Raw genomic sequence first — 17,297 nt, forward strand, 5'->3', positions numbered from 1 at the left:
CCCTACTTCGGTTCAGGCGTTGGGGTTGGCTCACCAAAATCTTTATACTTCTCTTTGATTAAACGGTGAATATCCTTAAGCTCTTTACCATCTTGATGCATCTCTACCGCCTCCCGGGCGATGTCTATACAGATGTCTCAGGATATACTCATTGCATCCCATTCTTGAACTTCGTTATCCGGACCCATTTGATCAATATAACAATCTAGGTTGCTCATGTGGCCATCTTGTTCATTACACCCACAATAACAAGGGACAGATGCAACTACTTCGGGATACGTTGCTGCCATCGTATACGTTTCAATAATTTTTTCCGACGTATTCAACACATAATCAGGTAACGGCTTATGCTTTGGATCAAGCTTAACTACTTCTTTATTAGAACTACATCCAGACACAAAACCAACCGCTAGAATTCCTGAAAGTAAGAGTGAAGTGAACTTTAACTTTTTCACTACAATCACCTCTTTCAATTAATAAAGTATTTATAGTTTCATTCTATCAGATGAACAGTCGTTCTTTATCTTATAATTCTTACTAAATAGTGACGTTTTTAATTTGTAAATAGAATTTAATTTATTTCTATTAGTAGATTATTCCCACATCAAAAAAGCCATCCCTTAAAGAATGACTCACAAAAACAACTTATTCAGCTATAAAACTAAAGGTTGGCATCGGCTTGATTGGCCCTTTTTTTAGCGAATCCTTTAATAATAATATTTCAGATTTAATTAGAGTATGTAATTTAATTGGCATATGATCAATATTATTAAGCTCATTTTGATAATCAGTTAAAGTTTGTTTTACTTCCCATTCTCCATCCTGTAGATTCGAGGAGTAAATTGAAGTCTCGTCAACAATATTCCATCCCGCTTCCTGAGAAATCTCCAGAAGATCCATTGGAGTGAACAAAGTTCTCACATTTGAGTTACTATTCTGCTTAAAACACTCATATTGCGCTTGGATGAGTACTGATAAAAAATGTGGTAATTGTTGGTCTGACTGGATTCTAATATCCCATTCCGCAAAACATAAGGTTTTTCCCCACTTTTTTAATTTCCGAAGTATAGCGAGAAGCTCCTCAGATGAATTTAAGTACCATGAACTATGGGACAAAATAACATAATCAAAATATCCTTCTGAATAATTCACTTCTGTAGATTGAATATCAATTTCAAAATCTACTTTTATTCGATGACCTAACTCTGATTTTTTTAAAAAGTCAATGGAGTCACCTATTGTTATTGGACTACCATATTCAGGGGTTGCTATATCTATCCCTTGAACAAAGCCCTTTTCTCCAACTAAGTATGCTAACACTGCCGTTGTGTCACCTTGTCCACAGCCTATTTCTAATACTTTACTTCCTTCCTTAATCCCCCAAAATTCAGCTAATTTCATCCTATGTTCTGTTTGTATTCTCTGAATATTAGGAACTAAACTATTAGTTGCCATACAGGTAACAATATAATCTATAACATTATTATTCATATCTTCACTCCCAGTAATAATCGCTCAATCATTAATTCTATATTTAAAACAAAACTCCTTTATAGTGTGCAAGTTGAATCGCTAATTATAATTGAAAATGAGAAGAAATATAATTAAAAGGACGAAATCAATAAGATTTCGTCCTTTTGAATTTCTACTTATTATGCACGAGAAACGTAACTAGATTCAGTAGTATTGATAATTAATTTGTCTCCAGCATTAATGAAGAAAGGAACTTGAACGGATAATCCTGTCTCAAGAATCGCAGGCTTAGTGCCACCGGAAGCAGTATCTCCTTTAATACCTGGTTCAGTATCAGTTACTTCTAATACAACTGTGTTCGGAAGTTCAACACCAAGTGATTCACCATGATATAACATAATGTGTACTTCCATGTTTTCTTTTAAAAACTTCAATTCGTATTCAATAGCAGATGCTGGAAGTTCGATTTGTTCATAAGATTCTTGATCCATGAAAATGTGTTGATCTCCACTAGCATATAAATACTGCATTTTACGATTATCAATTTGTGCTTTAGCTACTTTTTCACCAGCACGAAATGTTTTCTCTTGAACAGCACCAGTGCGAAGATTACGAAGCTTAGAACGTACAAATGCAGCTCCTTTACCTGGTTTTACATGTTGGAAATCCATAACGCGCCATATGCCGTTATCTACTTCAATGGTTAATCCAGTACGAAAATCGTTTACAGATGTCATGCTCATACTAATAGTTCCTCCTAGATAGTCATTACAGAATAATGAGCTCTTTTGTTGAATGAGTTAAAGTTTCGTTTCCAGTTTCAGTGATTTGAGTATCATCCTCTATACGGACTCCACCTAAACCAGGGATGTAAATACCAGGTTCAACAGTTACAAGCATTCCTGGTTCAAGAATAATATCAGATTTTGAAGATAACGCAGGTCCCTCATGAACTTCAAGACCAATTCCATGTCCTGTAGAATGTCCAAAGTATTCCCCGTACCCTTTTTCTGTAATATAGTCTCTCGTTAATGCATCTGCCTCTTTACCAGTCATTCCAGGTTTAATTCCAGCCATACCTCTTAATTGTGCTTCTAATACAACATCATAGATTTCTTTTAATTTTGCACTTGGTTCTCCGACTGCGACAGTACGAGTTATATCTGAAATGAAACCTTTATAATAGGCACCGAAATCTAGTGTAACTAACTCTCCATTTCCAATCAATTTATCACTTGCAACTCCATGTGGAAGAGCCCCACGATAACCTGAAGCAACAATAATATCAAATGAAGATGAAGTAGCACCTGCTTTTCTCATAAAGAACTCTAATTCATTTGAGACCTCAAGCTCTGTTTTACCAGGACGGATGAAGTCTAAAATGTGTTTAAATGCAGCATCAGCTATATCTGCTGCTTCCTTTAATATCTTAATCTCTGAAGGGGTCTTAATCAAGCGTAACTTTTCAATCACACCTGATACTGGAACTAATTCTCCCTCTACAGCTTTTTCATATGAACGATACGTTCCAAATGTTACATGATCTTGCTCAAACCCAAGCTTGTTAATGCCCAATTTCTTCGCTTGTGCTGCAACCTCTTCAATAATAGTTCCAGTATGTTGAACAATTTCAAACCCTTCACATTGGTTAGACGCTTGTTCTACATAACGGAAATCGGTAATAAAAAGCGCCTTATCGCTGCTAATCAAAACTACACCTGACGAGCCTGTAAAATTGGATATGTATCGACGGTTAAAGTTACTTGCTATTAGAAGCCCATCAATATTTAATTTCTCAAAACTATTTCTTAATTTTTCTAATTTCTCCATGATTTATCCCCTCTCCAAACTTAACTGATTTAGAGCTATTAATGCTAGCTCATATCCTTTTACCCCAAAACCAATGATTTGTCCCGCAGTGACAGGTGCTGTCACTGATACATGCCGAAAGGATTCACGGGCATGGATATTTGATATATGTATTTCGATAACCGGTATGTTAATCCCTGCAATTGCATCCCGAATTCCATAGCTATAGTGGGTATACGCCCCAGGATTAATAATTATACCTGAATATCCTTGAAAAAAAGCTTCATGAATTTGATCAATAAGATCTCCTTCATGATTAGATTGGTAACAAAATACCTCCCAACCTAAATTACCACCTAACGTTGTAACCATTTCTTCAACATCTTTTAATCTGTCTCCCCCATAAATTCCAGGTTCGCGTGTCCCAAGTAAATTTAAATTAGGGCCATTTAATAAGAGAACTTTTTTCATGCTAACCCCTCACGACAAGTCTTTAGCATTCTACTATAAAAAAGAATGTCCATAAGACATTCTAACACAAATTATTTCTAAAGGACTACCATCCTACGTGCTTCGAACTTCTTTTTGTTTCGAATCTTTCGATTTTTGGATTTCACTTTCTTCGTATGAGATAGAAAAACCAATAAATACCCCATATAAAACGTAAAAACAAATGGAGGTTACAATCGTATTTCTACTTAATTCTTTAAATGGATCTATCCCAGGAAAAATAGGATTTAACACAAAGAAAACTATTAAAAATAAAGCAAGACCATATCCTATTCCAATATACATTCGATTAAATTTTCTAAGAGTAAAGTAATATATTAATGCTACACCAATTGATAGCATACCAATAATAATAATACTAATTATTGTTCCTAGCCAGCCTACTTTCCAATCCCCTATTGTCCAAGGTTCAAGTATCACATTAGGTCGTATTTCAGTAAATTTAAACACATAAGCTAAATAAGCAATTGAACTCCAAAATATCCCACCAAACAATCCAGTAATTACTGACAAACCCAATAATGACATTGGTTTCTCATGGTGCTCTTGTTCTAATTTATTGTTTTCTTCCACCATATTTACACCTCCAAATTATACCTAAACACTCATTTCCTTTTAAAATAAAAGCATAATAAAAGGGTTGCTTTTCATATTATTTGCATTAAATGTGAATTTATTTATAAAAAACATTCAGTATATAATTTCTATCGATATTTCTAGAGGGTTTTCATCGCTTTGGGTAGAATATAACTATACACAGTCCAGTATGTGAATAGCTGTTTCAATCACTAAGTCCTAAGCATAAAATGAAACAAGAATTCATCTATAAATTGTTTAAAACTCATTAAAATTGTTTATGATGCTCTTAGGGAGGTGGCGTTCTTGAAAAATCGGATTTCATCTATTTTCGTAATAAGTATTATCATTTTTGCATTAATTGGAATCGGTAGTAGCTTAATTGAAAATCCTGCCGCTCTTTTTAAAAGAATAGCTATCATGATTTTGGTCGGGTTAACCATATACTTTCTATTTAATCGATTTTATAAACCAAGTCCTGAAAGAAAAGAACAAAAGGCTTTTCTCAGAGCTGCAAAGCGAACGAAGAAAAAAATTCATCGAAAAAAACCAGTTGAGGGCACTCGAACACAGCCTCTTACCAAATTGACTAGTATTCGAAAAAAATCCTCTGCTCATTTAACCGTGATTGAAGGTAAAAAAAGCAAAAAGAAAAATCGAGCTTCGTTTTAAGATGCTCGATTTTTTACGTATGGCACTATTATATTTTTTTTACAAATTCAGATTTTAAACTCATAGCTCCAAAACCATCAATTTTGCAATCAATATTATGGTCACCATCAACTAATCGTATATTTTTTACTTTAGTTCCGACTTTTAAAACTGAGGAACTACCTTTAACTTTAAGATCTTTGATGACTGTAACAGAATCTCCATCATTCAAAATATTTCCATTAGCATCTTTAATAATCTTTTGGTCATCATTATTTTCTGTTTCTAAATTCCACTCATGTCCACATTCTGGACAAACAAAATTAGTTCCATCCTCGTAAGTATATTCTGAATTACATTCTGGACAATTTGGTAAATTTGACATTATGTATTTCCTCCCATCTCACTATTCTTATATAGTGTCATAGTCTTCATCTATTGACAACTTATTTGAATGTTCACTTGTTCCCATTGATGATAATGAATTTTGTTGTTAACTTCAAAATTTCTCACTAACTCTGTTTTATATAAATAAAAACATCAATTCTCTCCACTGCCGAAAATTGATGTTTTTAGCTGAGTAATTTTTAGAAAATTATTTAATAACACCATTTTTTAAAAAATTCATTTGCAGATTGTACTCCTACTTGAAACAATGCCTGTTTTCGTTCGTCTGACAAATCAAATTCTGTTGACAGAACACCTTCGGTTGGAATAAAAATGATATTCTTTTCATGCTTTCGTGAAATATATCTAGAATCATGAGCATCCTTCATCGTTTCAAATAAAGCTTCAAACATTTGAATGGCATTGTTTATGTTATTTTTTGGCGGTTGATTTGAACCATTAGTAGTTAATTTTATTCCAAGAACTGGCCTCACCTTTTTCACGTTTTCCTGGTCAAATAACCACATTGGAAAATTGCTCAAAACGCCTCCATCCACCACAACATTACATCCATCCACAGATTTTATTTTTACTGGCTCAAAAAAGTAAGGTATACTGCAGCTCATTCTAATTGCCTTGGCAATTGAAAATGAACCTATTGGAATACCGTAATTCGGTAAATCATTAGGTATGACAACTAATCGCCCATTTGTTAAGTCTGACGCTATCACTCTAAGTTTATTGGGTGGCAGATCCGCAAAAGTCCTTAACCCTTTTAAAGCTAGTTTTTCTGCAATCCATCCTTCAAGTACATTTCCTTTGTATAAACCAAGTCGCCAGTAAAGGAGAATCCACTTTCCGAATGGCGCTGGAAGAAAAGTTTTTCTAGGATCAAGAAAGTCCTTTAAGTTAATTTCGTCCATCATTTTAAAAATTTCATCACTAGAGTAGCCAGCAGCAACTAGTGACGCAATAATTGAACCCGCACTAGTCCCTGCTACTCTTTTAAACGAAAATCCCTTTTCTTCAATGGCCTTTACGGCTCCTATTATTGCAATACCTTTTACTCCTCCACCAGAAAAAACGCCATCTATCTCCATCGGGTGCCACTCCCCTCGATGTTCTCATTGATACATCTTTAAGCGGCAACCTGATAAAATAGTACGGCGTACAGGCTAAATATTTTTTTATCTGAAATATTGGCCTTCAGATTTTGGAAAATAGGCTTGGTATGGACATTAAAATAAAACTCAATCTTGGTAACTTTGAATCATATTAGCCATATGAGCATAAGAACCACCTGCACAGACTGCAGAGGTTACCATTATGGCTTCAGCAAGTTCTTCCCTAGTTACACCTAGTTTTTCTGCCTTTTTTGTATGAACATCAATACAATATGGACATTGAGTAGCGTTTGCAACTGCTACAGCAATAATTTCTTTGAATTTTGCAGTTAGTTTACCTGCTTCGGTTGCTGCAGCACTGAAGGCTTGATAACCTTTAAAACCATCTGGTGCAAATTTGCCTAAGTGACCTAAATTTTTTAAGTTGGAACGAGCATAGAGTACATCTGATGCATCTTGAGCCAAAGCATTATGGACATGGGTACTATGAGTAACGGTACCGCCAGCTTCAATTGCTGCAGTTACAAATACAGCTTCAGCTAATTCTTCCAAAGTAGCTCCTGCTTTTTTCGCATGTTTGGTATGAGCATTAATACAGTAAGGACATTGCGTTACATGAGTAATTGCGACCGCAATAATTTCTTTTTCTTTTTTCGATAATGCACCATCTTTAAAAACAGCAACATTAAAATCATTAAATGCTTTTAATTGTTCTGGTGCAAGAGCTTTTAATTGAGTTAATTTTTGAGTATTTTCTTCTGCATATAGATTTGATGACATTTTTCAAACCCCCTTCTATTTTATTTAGATTATCCATAAATCAATAAAAAAGGAGGGAGACTCAAAATAAGTCTCTCTCCTTTTCCCTAAAAAATTTTATGAAACAAAAGAAGTGCCTTACCACATAATATTGTAATTACTCCTACTATCTATACATTTATAGACCACACTTTAATTGAGCATTACAATTTGTACATGTGTTACAGCCACCGATTTCTTTAACCTTCCCCTTCCTACAAACAGGACAAGTGTTTCCAACTTCTGAACCAATTGTAACATCAGTTGAACGTAGTGGAGTAATAGTATCTACAAGGACAACATGTTGTTTGTGTCTATCTCTAGTAAAAGTATCGTTTGTACTATTTTCTTCTGCTTTTAGAGTTAATACCTGTGAATCACGGGAACCGTCAACATACACAGTTCCACCTTTAGCTCCTCCTCGATATAAGCGCTCATATACTTGTTCAACTTGCTCGACGCTATATCCTTTTGGTGCGTTTACCGTTTTACTAATGGAGCTATCGATCCAACGCTGGATTACGCATTGCACATCGGCATGTGCTTCAGGGGCTAACTCCATAGCTGATACAAACCAGCGCGGAAGATTGTTTTCATCTGCTTCTGGATTACGATCTAAATATTCCTGAACGATGTCTGCTTTTACTTCAATAAACTTACCTAAACGTCCACTTCTGAAATAGGAGAAGGAGAAGTATGGTTCTAATCCTGTGGAAACGCCAACCATTGTTCCAGTAGAACCCGTCGGAGCAACAGTTAGTAAATGTGAATTACGGATTCCGTATTCTAATATATCTTGGCGAACGTGTTCGGGCATCTTTTGCATGAACCCTGTTTCGATAAAAGCATTTCGAAGGCGATTTGTATCTTCTTCTGTCTCACCAACAAGATATGGAAAGCTTCCTTTTTCTTTTGCTAATTCAACACTTTGTTCATATGCAGTAGTTGCAATCGTTTCAAACACTTTGTCGATTAAAATGTTGCCCTTCTCAGAGCCGTATTCTGTTTCACAGTAAATGAGTAAATCATGTAGACCCATAACGCCTAAACCGACACGACGCTCACTTAAAGCCTGTTTTTTGTTCTCTTCAAGGAAATATGGAGTAGCATCAATTACATTGTCTTGAAGTCTAACTCCTACCGCTACGGTTTGTTTTAGTTTTTCAAAATCTACCGTTTTGGTATCTTTATCGGCCATTTCTGCTAGGTTTACTGCTGCTAAGTTGCAGACTGAGTATGGTGCGAGAGGTTGCTCCCCACACGGGTTGGTTGCAACCACCTTTTGTCCGTATGCTTTCGCATTCGTCATATCGTTGGCATTATCAATAAAAAAGATCCCTGGCTCGGCTGAATAAGTCGCACATATATTGATGAGGTTCCAAAGCTCTTTCGCTTCAATTTTTCTGTAAGTTCGAACCTTATAGCCAAGCTTTTCCCATTCACGAACGTCACCAACTTTGTGCCATTCTTCGTTGTAAACTTTCATTCCTTCTGCATCATAGCTTTCAACGTCTGGGAAACGTAATTCATAGTTCTCACCATTTTCAACTGCGTCCATAAAATCTTTTGTTAAGCAGACTGAGATATTCGCTCCAGTAAGAAACTCTGAATTATGAACACTATAGGTTCCGCCCGTAATTAATTTATCTTCTGCTTCAGCAATAATATTTTCGTTAAAACCATCATACCCAGGAACGTTTTTGAAATTTAAAATACCTTGATACATAGCTATTTCTTGCTCTTTTAAAGGAGTGAATTTTAGCTTATCCTTCGCAAGCTTCTTAATCGTTTCATCATTTGTTGTTTCAATTAAGAAACGTAAAATACGTGGGTTTTGCATTTTTGAAATGATGAATTCAATGATGTCTGGATGCCACGTTATACCGTCCCTTTCAGGATATTTTATACCACTTTAAAGTAGTCGGACTAGACTATATCATCACCCACAGCACTATCTGTTTGGGGTCGGGCGCTTATGAGAGCTTATTGTTGGGACTCACTCTCTAGTCGTTGAACCTTTGCCATAACCTTTGCCCTATGACACTTGGCTGCAGATTGTCCAATACATACAATTTTTATAGCATTCACGCTCGTCGTTTCCAACCACGTTGTAGCTTGCATGTCTCTAAGGATTTCCCCGCAATTCACCCGATTTACAAGTCGTTCATTGTCTGAACGACGCGGACTAGCATTTCAATAAATTGCTCTTCTTTACCATATGTTTTTTCATGACATTTCCGACACAAAGTAATGCCATTTTGAACATCAAATTTTTTATCAGGATAAAGTTTTTTAGGAAAAATATGATGGGCTGCAATATCCCTTGATGGAGATTCACAGTAAGGCATTTTACATCGATAATTATCTCTTTTATAAACTTTTTTCCGCCATTCCTTATAATCGGCGGAGAATGTAATATTATCTGGAACAACTCTATTTTCTTTTAGAAAATTACGGTAACATTTAATACTACAATAAGAGTTTATAGATCTATTAGCCGAAGAAGTAACCCTTTCGAAAAAATTATTACAGTTGTTACACTGGGTTAATGACCTTTTTCTTATTCTAGATTCTTTTATCTTTTGTAATGATTCCTTACTATGTTTTCTTCCTTTTCTTGGAGTTGCTTTATCTATTTCATTATGCCCTCTTATTTCCCAACCAAAAAATAATATCCTATCTAAAATTGTTGTATAACTTACACCAAGATCATTTGCTATTACTGTATAACCTTTTCCCAGAGTAATATATTGTTCATATAGCCAATTGATATCATCATAAATTTTTGTTCCTAACTTAAATTCCTTTTTTCTGATACCAAGTCTTCTTAAATTCGATTTTACTGTATGTCTAGAAATACCTAATTCATTGGCTATATCCTTGGTAGTTTGATTGTCCAAAACATATTTTTGGTAAAGATATTCTTTGGATAATTTCATTAGGATCACCCTTATACAGAACATTTGTTCCTAATGTAATTATACAATGATTTAAGCAATTTGTCATTTTTAATCCGCTAACATTATCATTTGTGCACCACGCATTTTGTTACTCACTTTTAAAAGTGGGCTAGGTCATTTCTGCCTAGCTCTCTAGCTTTCACTAGAGGTCAGACTATATCATCAAGGACATACCTTGTCTCGTGCCCTTAAAATTCGTCACCGAATCTCAAGTTTACTTTTTCCATTCAAGGAAATTTCAATAGTCGTTGAACGTTCATCTTCGTTTCCAAAGATGCTTCGCTGCTGATTGCCCATTGTTTTATCCTATCAATTTTTAAAGCGTTCACGCTTACCGTTACCAGTTACGTTGTAGCTTGAAAGGCTTTAGGGTATTCCAGCAATTCACGAGATTTTAATCCCGCCATGGGTATTAACGGGAACCACCTTGCTCAACAAGATGTGTTAATTTCGCAATATCATCTAACCAAGATACAGAGCCAGATGACTTACCATTTACTCCTTTGGCTAATGTATTACGCGGTCTTAACGTTGAACCATTTGTTCCAACCCCACCACCACGGCTCATTATCTCCATGACCTGTTTACGATGTTCAGAAATTCCTTCACGTGAATCTGGTACAAAAGGCATCACGTAGCAATTAAAAAACGTAACTTCGGTACCAGCACCCGCTCCATAAAGAACACGGCCAGCAGGAATGAAATTCATATTTACTAGTTCATGATAAAACTTTTGAAACCACTCTTGTCGTTTTTCTTCTGTTTTTTCGACGGCTGCTAGTCCAGTCGCATTACGCATTGCCACTTGCTCGTAAAATACTTCAAGCGGTTTTTCAATTACATCTAGTGATCGAACTATAATACCAGTGCTCGATTCTTCTGGACTATCTAAAACTCCTCTGAATTCTTCGTCAACTAATACTTTTGCTGTTTTCTTTTCCCAATCAATATCTAGTATAAAACCAAGTCCTCGAGCTGGAAATTTAGGATCTTCTTTTATAGTCAATACAACGAAGTCACCGTTCGTTAATGTGATTTTCTCGGTATCTTTATACGTATACCGATCCAACATGACCAAGCGGGAAACACCTTTGTGGGCAATTTTCATATCAGGGGTAACAGGATGCACTTGCGGAAATAAGCGAATGTCCTCGTTTAATCTTTCAAAGTTTATATTCATTTTTTGTCTAAGCACAACCGACATGAACACATCTCCTTCTAGTTACTAGATAAATAGTAGATTCTAGTTGCTTGCTTTAAAATATCATAGATTCTTCATAAAAATCAATATATAGTATCTAAAAAGTTTTCGACACCACTACATATTGTATTAGATGTGGATAGAAAAAATTTTGTCAAACTTCAAAAATAGTAGATATTGGCGATTTCGAGAGATTAAATAAGAAAAACACGATATTTAGACTTATTTCAACAAATTTCAGAGCTTGCTCTTTTTCCACATAGGAGAAAAGTCTCAATGAAAATTTTCCCATAAAAAGAACGACTATCAGATTAATAGTCGTTCTATCGCTTATAATTCCATTCATCTGATTCGTATCTTGTTTTGGCTAATTTCTGAATATAGTCTAGCTCTTCCTCAGAAAGAGTGTATGGCTCTAATTCAATATTCAGCCCTTCTTCAAAGCCTTTCTTAAAAGCTATTTTTGCTTCTTCAATCGTAATTCTTTTTGATGAAATTTCATTAATGGCAACTGCTTTTTCTTTAAACGCTTTTTGCATTCGGTCCTTTACTCGCTCGCTTGGATATTTAAATAAACTAAATAACTTATCTTCATCGATATCTAACAAAATGGAGCCATGCTGAAGGATGACACCCTTTTGTCGCGTTTGAGCGCTTCCTGCTACTTTTCGTCCTTCAACAACTAGCTCATACCAGCTAGGTGCATCAAAACAAACAGCCGATCGCGGACTTTTAAGCGCTTCTCTTTCTTCAAGAGTTTTTGGGACAGCAAAGTAGGCTTCTAAACCTAATGATAGAAATCCTCTCAATATTCCTTCAGAAATAACACGATAAGCTTCTGTCACTGTTTTAGGCATCTCAGGGTGTTCCTCAGAAACAATCACGCTATATGTAAGCTCATGTTCATGTAGGACCCCTCTCCCTCCAGTTGGCCTACGAACAAATCCAAGATTATGTTCTTTAACAGCGTCTAGATTTATCTCTTTTTCTACCTTTTGAAAATACCCAATCGATAAAGTAGCTGGGTTCCATCCATAAAACCGAATTGTTGGAGGTATTTTCCCTTCGCTCTGCCAATCTAAAAGCGCTTCATCTAAAGCCATATTAAAGGATGCAGAGGAATTACCTGTATCAATAAATCGCCAAACTTCTTTTTTCATTTATTAAACCTCATTTTTATATTGTTTATACGATAATATAGTCTAGCAAAATTTACTTTAAATTCAAAGTTTGAAGTATTTCCAATGAAAATATAGTCTCGTATTCTTTACTATATTGGTCATTGCCTTATATAATATAATGTATATTCATGAAAGCTTGTTGAAAGGGGCAGTAACATTGGATACAGTTTATATTTTACTTATAATCGCAGGTGCTTTTATAGTTTACTCGGTTATTACTTGGTTCTACCAAAGAAAAATTTTGGCTACACTTACAGAAGAACAGTTCCGTGAAGGATATCGTAAAGCGCAGTTAATTGATGTGCGTGAGCCTAATGAATTTGAAGGTGGGCATATTTTAGGAGCTAGGAATATTCCTCTTTCACAATTAAAAAACCGTCTAAGAGAAATTCGTCCGGATAAGCCAGTCTACTTATATTGCCAAAGCGGTATGAGAAGCGGTCGTGCTGCGACCATGCTTCATCGTAAGGGTTACAAGGAGCTTTCTCATCTACAAGGTGGATTTAAAAAGTGGTCTGGGAAAATTAAAACGAAATAATACTTATAAAGACGCTGCATCAATTGAATTTGGTGCAGTTTTTTATTTTTAAAAAAGGTAACTCGAGTTCATCCTCGAGTTACCTTTTTTAAAAATTATTGTTTTTGATATCTCAATACTGGTTTACGAGCAGCTAATGTTTCGTCTAAACGTCCGACGACTGTAGAGTGTGGAGCTTCCTGAACGATTTCAGGATTTTCCTCTGCTTCTCTCGCAATTTGGATCATTTTATCGATAAATCCGTCTAATGTTTCTTTAGATTCCGTTTCAGTTGGCTCAATCATGATACATTCTTCCACGTTTAATGGGAAGTAGATGGTTGGCGGATGGTATCCAAAGTCAAGAAGTCGCTTAGCAATATCTAAAGTACGTACACCTAATTTCTTTTGACGGCGACCACTTAATACGAATTCATGCTTACAATGTCTATCAAATGGAAGATCAAAGTGCGGTGCTAATCTTCTCATCATATAGTTAGCGTTTAATACTGCATATTCCGTAACGGCCTTCAGCCCATCTGGACCCATAGAACGAATGTAAGTGTAAGCACGGACATTAATTCCAAAGTTTCCGTAGTAAGGCTTCACGCGCCCAATCGATTGTGGACGGTCATAATCTAGAACGAACTCTTCTCCACGTTTTGTGACAAGTGGCTTTGGAAGGAAAGGAATTAAATCTGCTTTCACACCAACAGGACCTGATCCAGGACCTCCACCACCGTGTGGGCCAGTGAATGTTTTATGAAGATTTAAATGCACAACATCAAAGCCCATGTCACCAGGACGAGCCTTTGATAGTACTGCATTTAAGTTTGCTCCGTCATAGTAAAGCTTTCCGCCTGCACTATGGACGATTTCTGCCATCTCTAAAATGTTCTCTTCAAAAAGTCCTAAAGTATTAGGGTTCGTTAACATTAGAGCTGCAGTATCTTCTCCGACAACTCTTCTTAAGTCTTCTAAATCTACTAATCCATGCTCATTCGATTTAACTGTAATCGTTTCAAATCCTGCAACTGTTGCGCTTGCTGGGTTTGTTCCGTGTGCAGAGTCAGGAACGATAACCTTAGTACGGTTCGTATCACCATTAGCTTCATGATAAGCACGAATCATCATTAATCCTGTCCATTCACCATGAGCACCTGCAGCAGATTGAAGTGTTACTTGATCCATACCAGTAATTTCAATCAAATGCTCTTGAAGATCATACATCAACTCTAAAGCACCTTGAACAGAAGATTCGTCCTGTAATGGATGGATGTGTGCAAATCCAGCAAAACGGGCAACATTTTCATTAATTTTCGGATTATATTTCATCGTACAAGAACCTAGTGGATAGAAACCAGAATCGATTCCATGATTACGATTAGATAAAGCAGTGTAATGGCGCATAATATCTAATTCGAATACTTCTGGTAACTCTGGTGCTTCTTCACGAATATATCCTTCTGGTAAAAGCTGCTCCAATTCAACAGTTGGGACATCCATTTCAGGGAGACTATATCCAACACGGCCTGGTTTGCTGATTTCAAAAATGAGTGCTTGATCTTGATTATGCATGGTAATCCCCCAATTCTTTTACAAGAGTATCGATTTCTTTCTTCGTCCGAAGCTCTGTCACGGCGATTAACATATGATTTTCCAATTCTGGGAAATCACGACCGAGATCGTAGCCCCCAATAATTCCTTTTTTAAGTAGGTCTTGATTAATTTGTTTAATTGGTTTATTTAATTGAACAATGAATTCATTGAAAGAAGCACCGTCAAAAGCAACCGTAAATCCATTTTCTTTAAATAAATTTTTCGCATAATTGGCTTTTTGAATATTGGCTACAGCCATTTCATTAACACCTTTTTTACCAAGGGCTGTCATGGCAACAGCTGCCGCTAATGCTAATAAGGCTTGATTCGAACAAATATTAGATGTCGCTTTATCACGACGAATATGCTGTTCACGTGCTTGAAGCGTTAAAACAAACCCACGACGTCCTTGCTCATCAACGGTTTGACCAATCAAACGACCTGGAACCTTACGCAATAGCTTATTCGTAACAGTGAAGTAACCACAATGAGGTCCACCGAAACCAGCGGGAATACCAAATGGCTGCGCATCACCAGCAACAATATCCGCTCCAAATTTACCAGGAGGTGTTAGAGCACCTAATGATAACGGGTTAGAAGATACAACAAATAGTGCATTCTTCTCATGGATAATTGGCTCAAGCTCTTTTAATGGCTCAATTCGACCAAAGAAGTTTGGATATTGTACGATAACAGCTGCGATTTCATCTGTCATTAATTCTTTTAAAGCCTCAACATCTGTCACACCATTTTGATGTGGTACTTCAATAACCTCAATATATTGACCTTTAGCATAGGTTTTAACTACTTCTTTTGTTTCTGGATGAAGGGCACTAGAAACTAGCACTTTTTTGCGGCGAGTATGACCTGCACTAAGCATTGCTGCCTCGGCAATCGCTGTACCGCCATCGTACATAGAAGCATTAGCTACGTCCATTCCAGTTAACTCACAAATCATCGTTTGGAATTCAAAAATAGCTTGTAGCTCTCCTTGAGAAATTTCTGGCTGATAAGGCGTATAAGCTGTGTAAAATTCAGAACGTGAAATGACATGATCAACAATTATTGGCTGGTAATGATCATACACACCTGCACCTAGGAAATTTGTGTACTTTTTTAAGTCAGCATTTTTTTCTGACATTTGCATTAACTCTTTCATTAATGCTGTTTCTGGCTTAGCTGCTTTGATATTGTATTCCCCTTGGAAACGAACGCTTTCAGGAATATCACTGAAAAGTTCCTCAACGGAATTAACACCGATTGTTTCTAACATTACCTTTTTGTCTTCTTCAGTCATCGGTAAATAGCGATGTTTCATCGTATTATCTCTCCTTATGTAAATAATTCGTTTACTTCTTAGCTCTCTTGTAAAAAGGAGTTGGAACAACCACTGCTTTTAAACGTTTCCCTCTAATTTCTACTTCTACTTCAGTTTCTAAATTCGTATGTTCTAGCTTTAATAGAGCCATACCAATATTTTTCTTTAATGTTGGAGATTGAGTACCAGTTGTCACTTCACCAATTAACTCATCATTTTTATAAACTGGGTATCCATGACGAGGTATTCCACGATCAATCATTTCAATTCCAACTACTTTACGTGGCAGACCATTCTCTTTTTGTTGAAGTAAAACATCCTTACCGATAAAATCAGCTTCTTTTTTAAGCTTAACGGCAAAACCAATCCCAGCTTCTAATGGAGTAATTTCTGGTGATAGCTCTTGACCATATAATGCTAGATTTGCCTCAAATCTTAATGTATCACGTGCGCCTAGTCCACAAGGAAGGACACCTTCCTCTTTACCTGCCTCTAAAATTTCTTTCCAAAGAGCAATAGCATCCTTAGGATCACAATAAATTTCAAAGCCATCTTCACCTGTATAGCCGGTTCTTGATACTAATGTCTTTTTCCCATTTAGTTGAACTTCCTGTTGGAATTTAAAGAAGCCTATTTCAGCTAGATTTGTGTCACCAGCAAGCTTTTGTAACACCACTTCAGCAAGCGGACCTTGTAAAGCAAGCTGAGCTGTATGTTCGGATAAATTGATTAATGTAACATTTCCTTCAAGATGGTCTTCTAACCACTTGTAATCTTTATCGATATTAGAAGCATTTACTACTAGTAAATAGTGTTCATCTTCAATTTTATAGATTAATAAATCATCTACAGTACCACCATTTTCAAAACACATGGCTGTGTAAATGGCACCACCATTCGATAATTTTGATACATCATTCGTCATCATTTTTTGTAAGTATGCTAAGCTGTCAGATCCCTTTACTTCAAACTCCCCCATGTGGGATACATCGAATAAACCTGCTTTTGTTCTAACTGCTTCATGTTCATCCTGAATTTTCGAGAATTGAACTGGGAGCTCCCAGCCACCAAAATCAATTGTTTTGCCACCGTATTCTTTATAAATTTCGAATAACGGAGTGCGTTTTAATTCTGACATACTTCATCCTCCTTGATTCTACTAGGTACTAAAATTCACAAAAAAGGACAGAAAAC

16 protein-coding genes and 2 pseudogenes are annotated in these 17,297 nt (G+C 36.1%); 2 read left to right on the plus strand and 16 right to left on the minus strand.

Going from position 1 to position 17,297, the window contains the following annotated elements; all coding sequences use genetic code 11:
• Positions 1–2 precede the first annotated feature (2 nt).
• The 6 genes from LRP83_RS15360 to LRP83_RS15385 all read right to left on the minus strand — a co-directional run bounded on the left by LRP83_RS15360 (position 3) and on the right by LRP83_RS15385 (position 4,368).
• A complete protein-coding gene (locus LRP83_RS15360) occupies positions 3–455 on the minus strand; it encodes a PCYCGC motif-containing (lipo)protein (RefSeq protein WP_435531364.1) in 453 nt (150 codons plus the stop codon).
• Positions 456–645: 190 nt separating this feature from the next.
• A complete protein-coding gene (locus LRP83_RS15365) occupies positions 646–1,491 on the minus strand; it encodes a class I SAM-dependent methyltransferase (protein WP_230497568.1) in 846 nt (281 codons plus the stop codon).
• 161 nt (positions 1,492–1,652) lie between these two features.
• Positions 1,653–2,210 carry an elongation factor P gene (efp, locus tag LRP83_RS15370; RefSeq protein ID WP_230497613.1) on the minus strand — a complete coding sequence of 186 codons (558 nt, stop codon included), beginning with the start codon at positions 2,208–2,210 and terminating at the stop codon, positions 1,653–1,655.
• 31 nt (positions 2,211–2,241) lie between these two features.
• Positions 2,242–3,303 (minus strand): M24 family metallopeptidase, encoded by a 1,062-nt coding sequence (locus LRP83_RS15375; RefSeq protein ID WP_230497569.1) that lies wholly within the window; start codon positions 3,301–3,303, stop codon positions 2,242–2,244.
• A 3-nt stretch (positions 3,304–3,306) separates the two neighbouring features.
• Positions 3,307–3,753, minus strand: coding sequence for a type II 3-dehydroquinate dehydratase (aroQ, locus tag LRP83_RS15380; RefSeq protein WP_230497570.1), 447 nt, complete (start codon positions 3,751–3,753; stop codon positions 3,307–3,309).
• Between the two features lie 93 nt (positions 3,754–3,846).
• Positions 3,847–4,368 (minus strand): YqhR family membrane protein, encoded by a 522-nt coding sequence (locus tag LRP83_RS15385; RefSeq protein WP_230497571.1) that lies wholly within the window; start codon positions 4,366–4,368, stop codon positions 3,847–3,849.
• 297 nt (positions 4,369–4,665) lie between these two features.
• Here LRP83_RS15385 and LRP83_RS15390 point away from each other — a divergent pair, with 297 nt between their 5' ends.
• The gene (locus LRP83_RS15390; RefSeq protein WP_230497572.1) at positions 4,666–5,040 is read left to right on the plus strand and encodes an SA1362 family protein; all 375 of its coding nucleotides are present in this window, start codon (positions 4,666–4,668) and stop codon (positions 5,038–5,040) included.
• 28 nt (positions 5,041–5,068) lie between these two features.
• On the opposite strand, the gene LRP83_RS15395 is transcribed toward LRP83_RS15390, so the two are convergent.
• The 7 genes and pseudogenes from LRP83_RS15395 to LRP83_RS15425 form a co-directional block, all read right to left on the minus strand.
• Positions 5,069–5,404, minus strand: coding sequence for a zinc ribbon domain-containing protein YjdM (locus LRP83_RS15395; RefSeq protein WP_230497573.1), 336 nt, complete (start codon positions 5,402–5,404; stop codon positions 5,069–5,071).
• Between the two features lie 214 nt (positions 5,405–5,618).
• Positions 5,619–6,506, minus strand: coding sequence for a patatin-like phospholipase family protein (locus LRP83_RS15400; RefSeq protein WP_230497574.1), 888 nt, complete (start codon positions 6,504–6,506; stop codon positions 5,619–5,621).
• 150 nt (positions 6,507–6,656) lie between these two features.
• Complete coding sequence (locus tag LRP83_RS15405; RefSeq protein WP_230497575.1) at positions 6,657–7,310, minus strand: carboxymuconolactone decarboxylase family protein; 654 nt, start codon at positions 7,308–7,310, stop codon at positions 6,657–6,659.
• Between the two features lie 157 nt (positions 7,311–7,467).
• Positions 7,468–9,204, minus strand: a pseudogene (locus tag LRP83_RS15410) (vitamin B12-dependent ribonucleotide reductase); the annotation flags it as partial.
• A 277-nt stretch (positions 9,205–9,481) separates the two neighbouring features.
• A complete protein-coding gene (locus LRP83_RS15415) occupies positions 9,482–10,267 on the minus strand; it encodes an HNH endonuclease (RefSeq protein ID WP_230497576.1) in 786 nt (261 codons plus the stop codon).
• A gap of 436 nt (positions 10,268–10,703) precedes the next feature.
• Positions 10,704–11,492: pseudogene (locus LRP83_RS15420) on the minus strand (ribonucleotide reductase N-terminal alpha domain-containing protein); the annotation flags it as partial.
• A gap of 320 nt (positions 11,493–11,812) precedes the next feature.
• Positions 11,813–12,649 (minus strand): lipoate--protein ligase family protein, encoded by an 837-nt coding sequence (locus LRP83_RS15425; protein ID WP_230497577.1) that lies wholly within the window; start codon positions 12,647–12,649, stop codon positions 11,813–11,815.
• Between the two features lie 139 nt (positions 12,650–12,788).
• Between LRP83_RS15425 and LRP83_RS15430 the strand changes: the two genes are divergently transcribed.
• Positions 12,789–13,208 carry a rhodanese-like domain-containing protein gene (locus LRP83_RS15430; protein ID WP_435531365.1) on the plus strand — a complete coding sequence of 140 codons (420 nt, stop codon included), beginning with the start codon at positions 12,789–12,791 and terminating at the stop codon, positions 13,206–13,208.
• A gap of 95 nt (positions 13,209–13,303) precedes the next feature.
• On the opposite strand, the gene gcvPB is transcribed toward LRP83_RS15430, so the two are convergent.
• The 3 genes from gcvPB to gcvT are packed head-to-tail and all read right to left on the minus strand — an operon-like array spanning position 13,304 to position 17,241.
• Positions 13,304–14,764 (minus strand): aminomethyl-transferring glycine dehydrogenase subunit GcvPB, encoded by a 1,461-nt coding sequence (gene gcvPB / locus LRP83_RS15435; protein ID WP_230497579.1) that lies wholly within the window; start codon positions 14,762–14,764, stop codon positions 13,304–13,306.
• Complete coding sequence (gcvPA, locus tag LRP83_RS15440; RefSeq protein WP_230497580.1) at positions 14,757–16,103, minus strand: aminomethyl-transferring glycine dehydrogenase subunit GcvPA; 1,347 nt, start codon at positions 16,101–16,103, stop codon at positions 14,757–14,759. Before gcvPA ends, gcvPB begins: the two co-directional genes overlap by 8 nt.
• Positions 16,104–16,134: 31 nt before the next feature.
• On the minus strand, positions 16,135–17,241 hold the full coding sequence (gene gcvT / locus LRP83_RS15445) for a glycine cleavage system aminomethyltransferase GcvT (RefSeq protein WP_230497581.1): 1,107 nt from the start codon (positions 17,239–17,241) through the stop codon (positions 16,135–16,137).
• Positions 17,242–17,297: the final 56 nt, after the last annotated feature.

The organism is Pseudoneobacillus rhizosphaerae, assembly GCF_917563885.1.
Classification (GTDB): Bacteria; Bacillota; Bacilli; order Bacillales; family Cytobacillaceae; genus Pseudoneobacillus; species Pseudoneobacillus rhizosphaerae.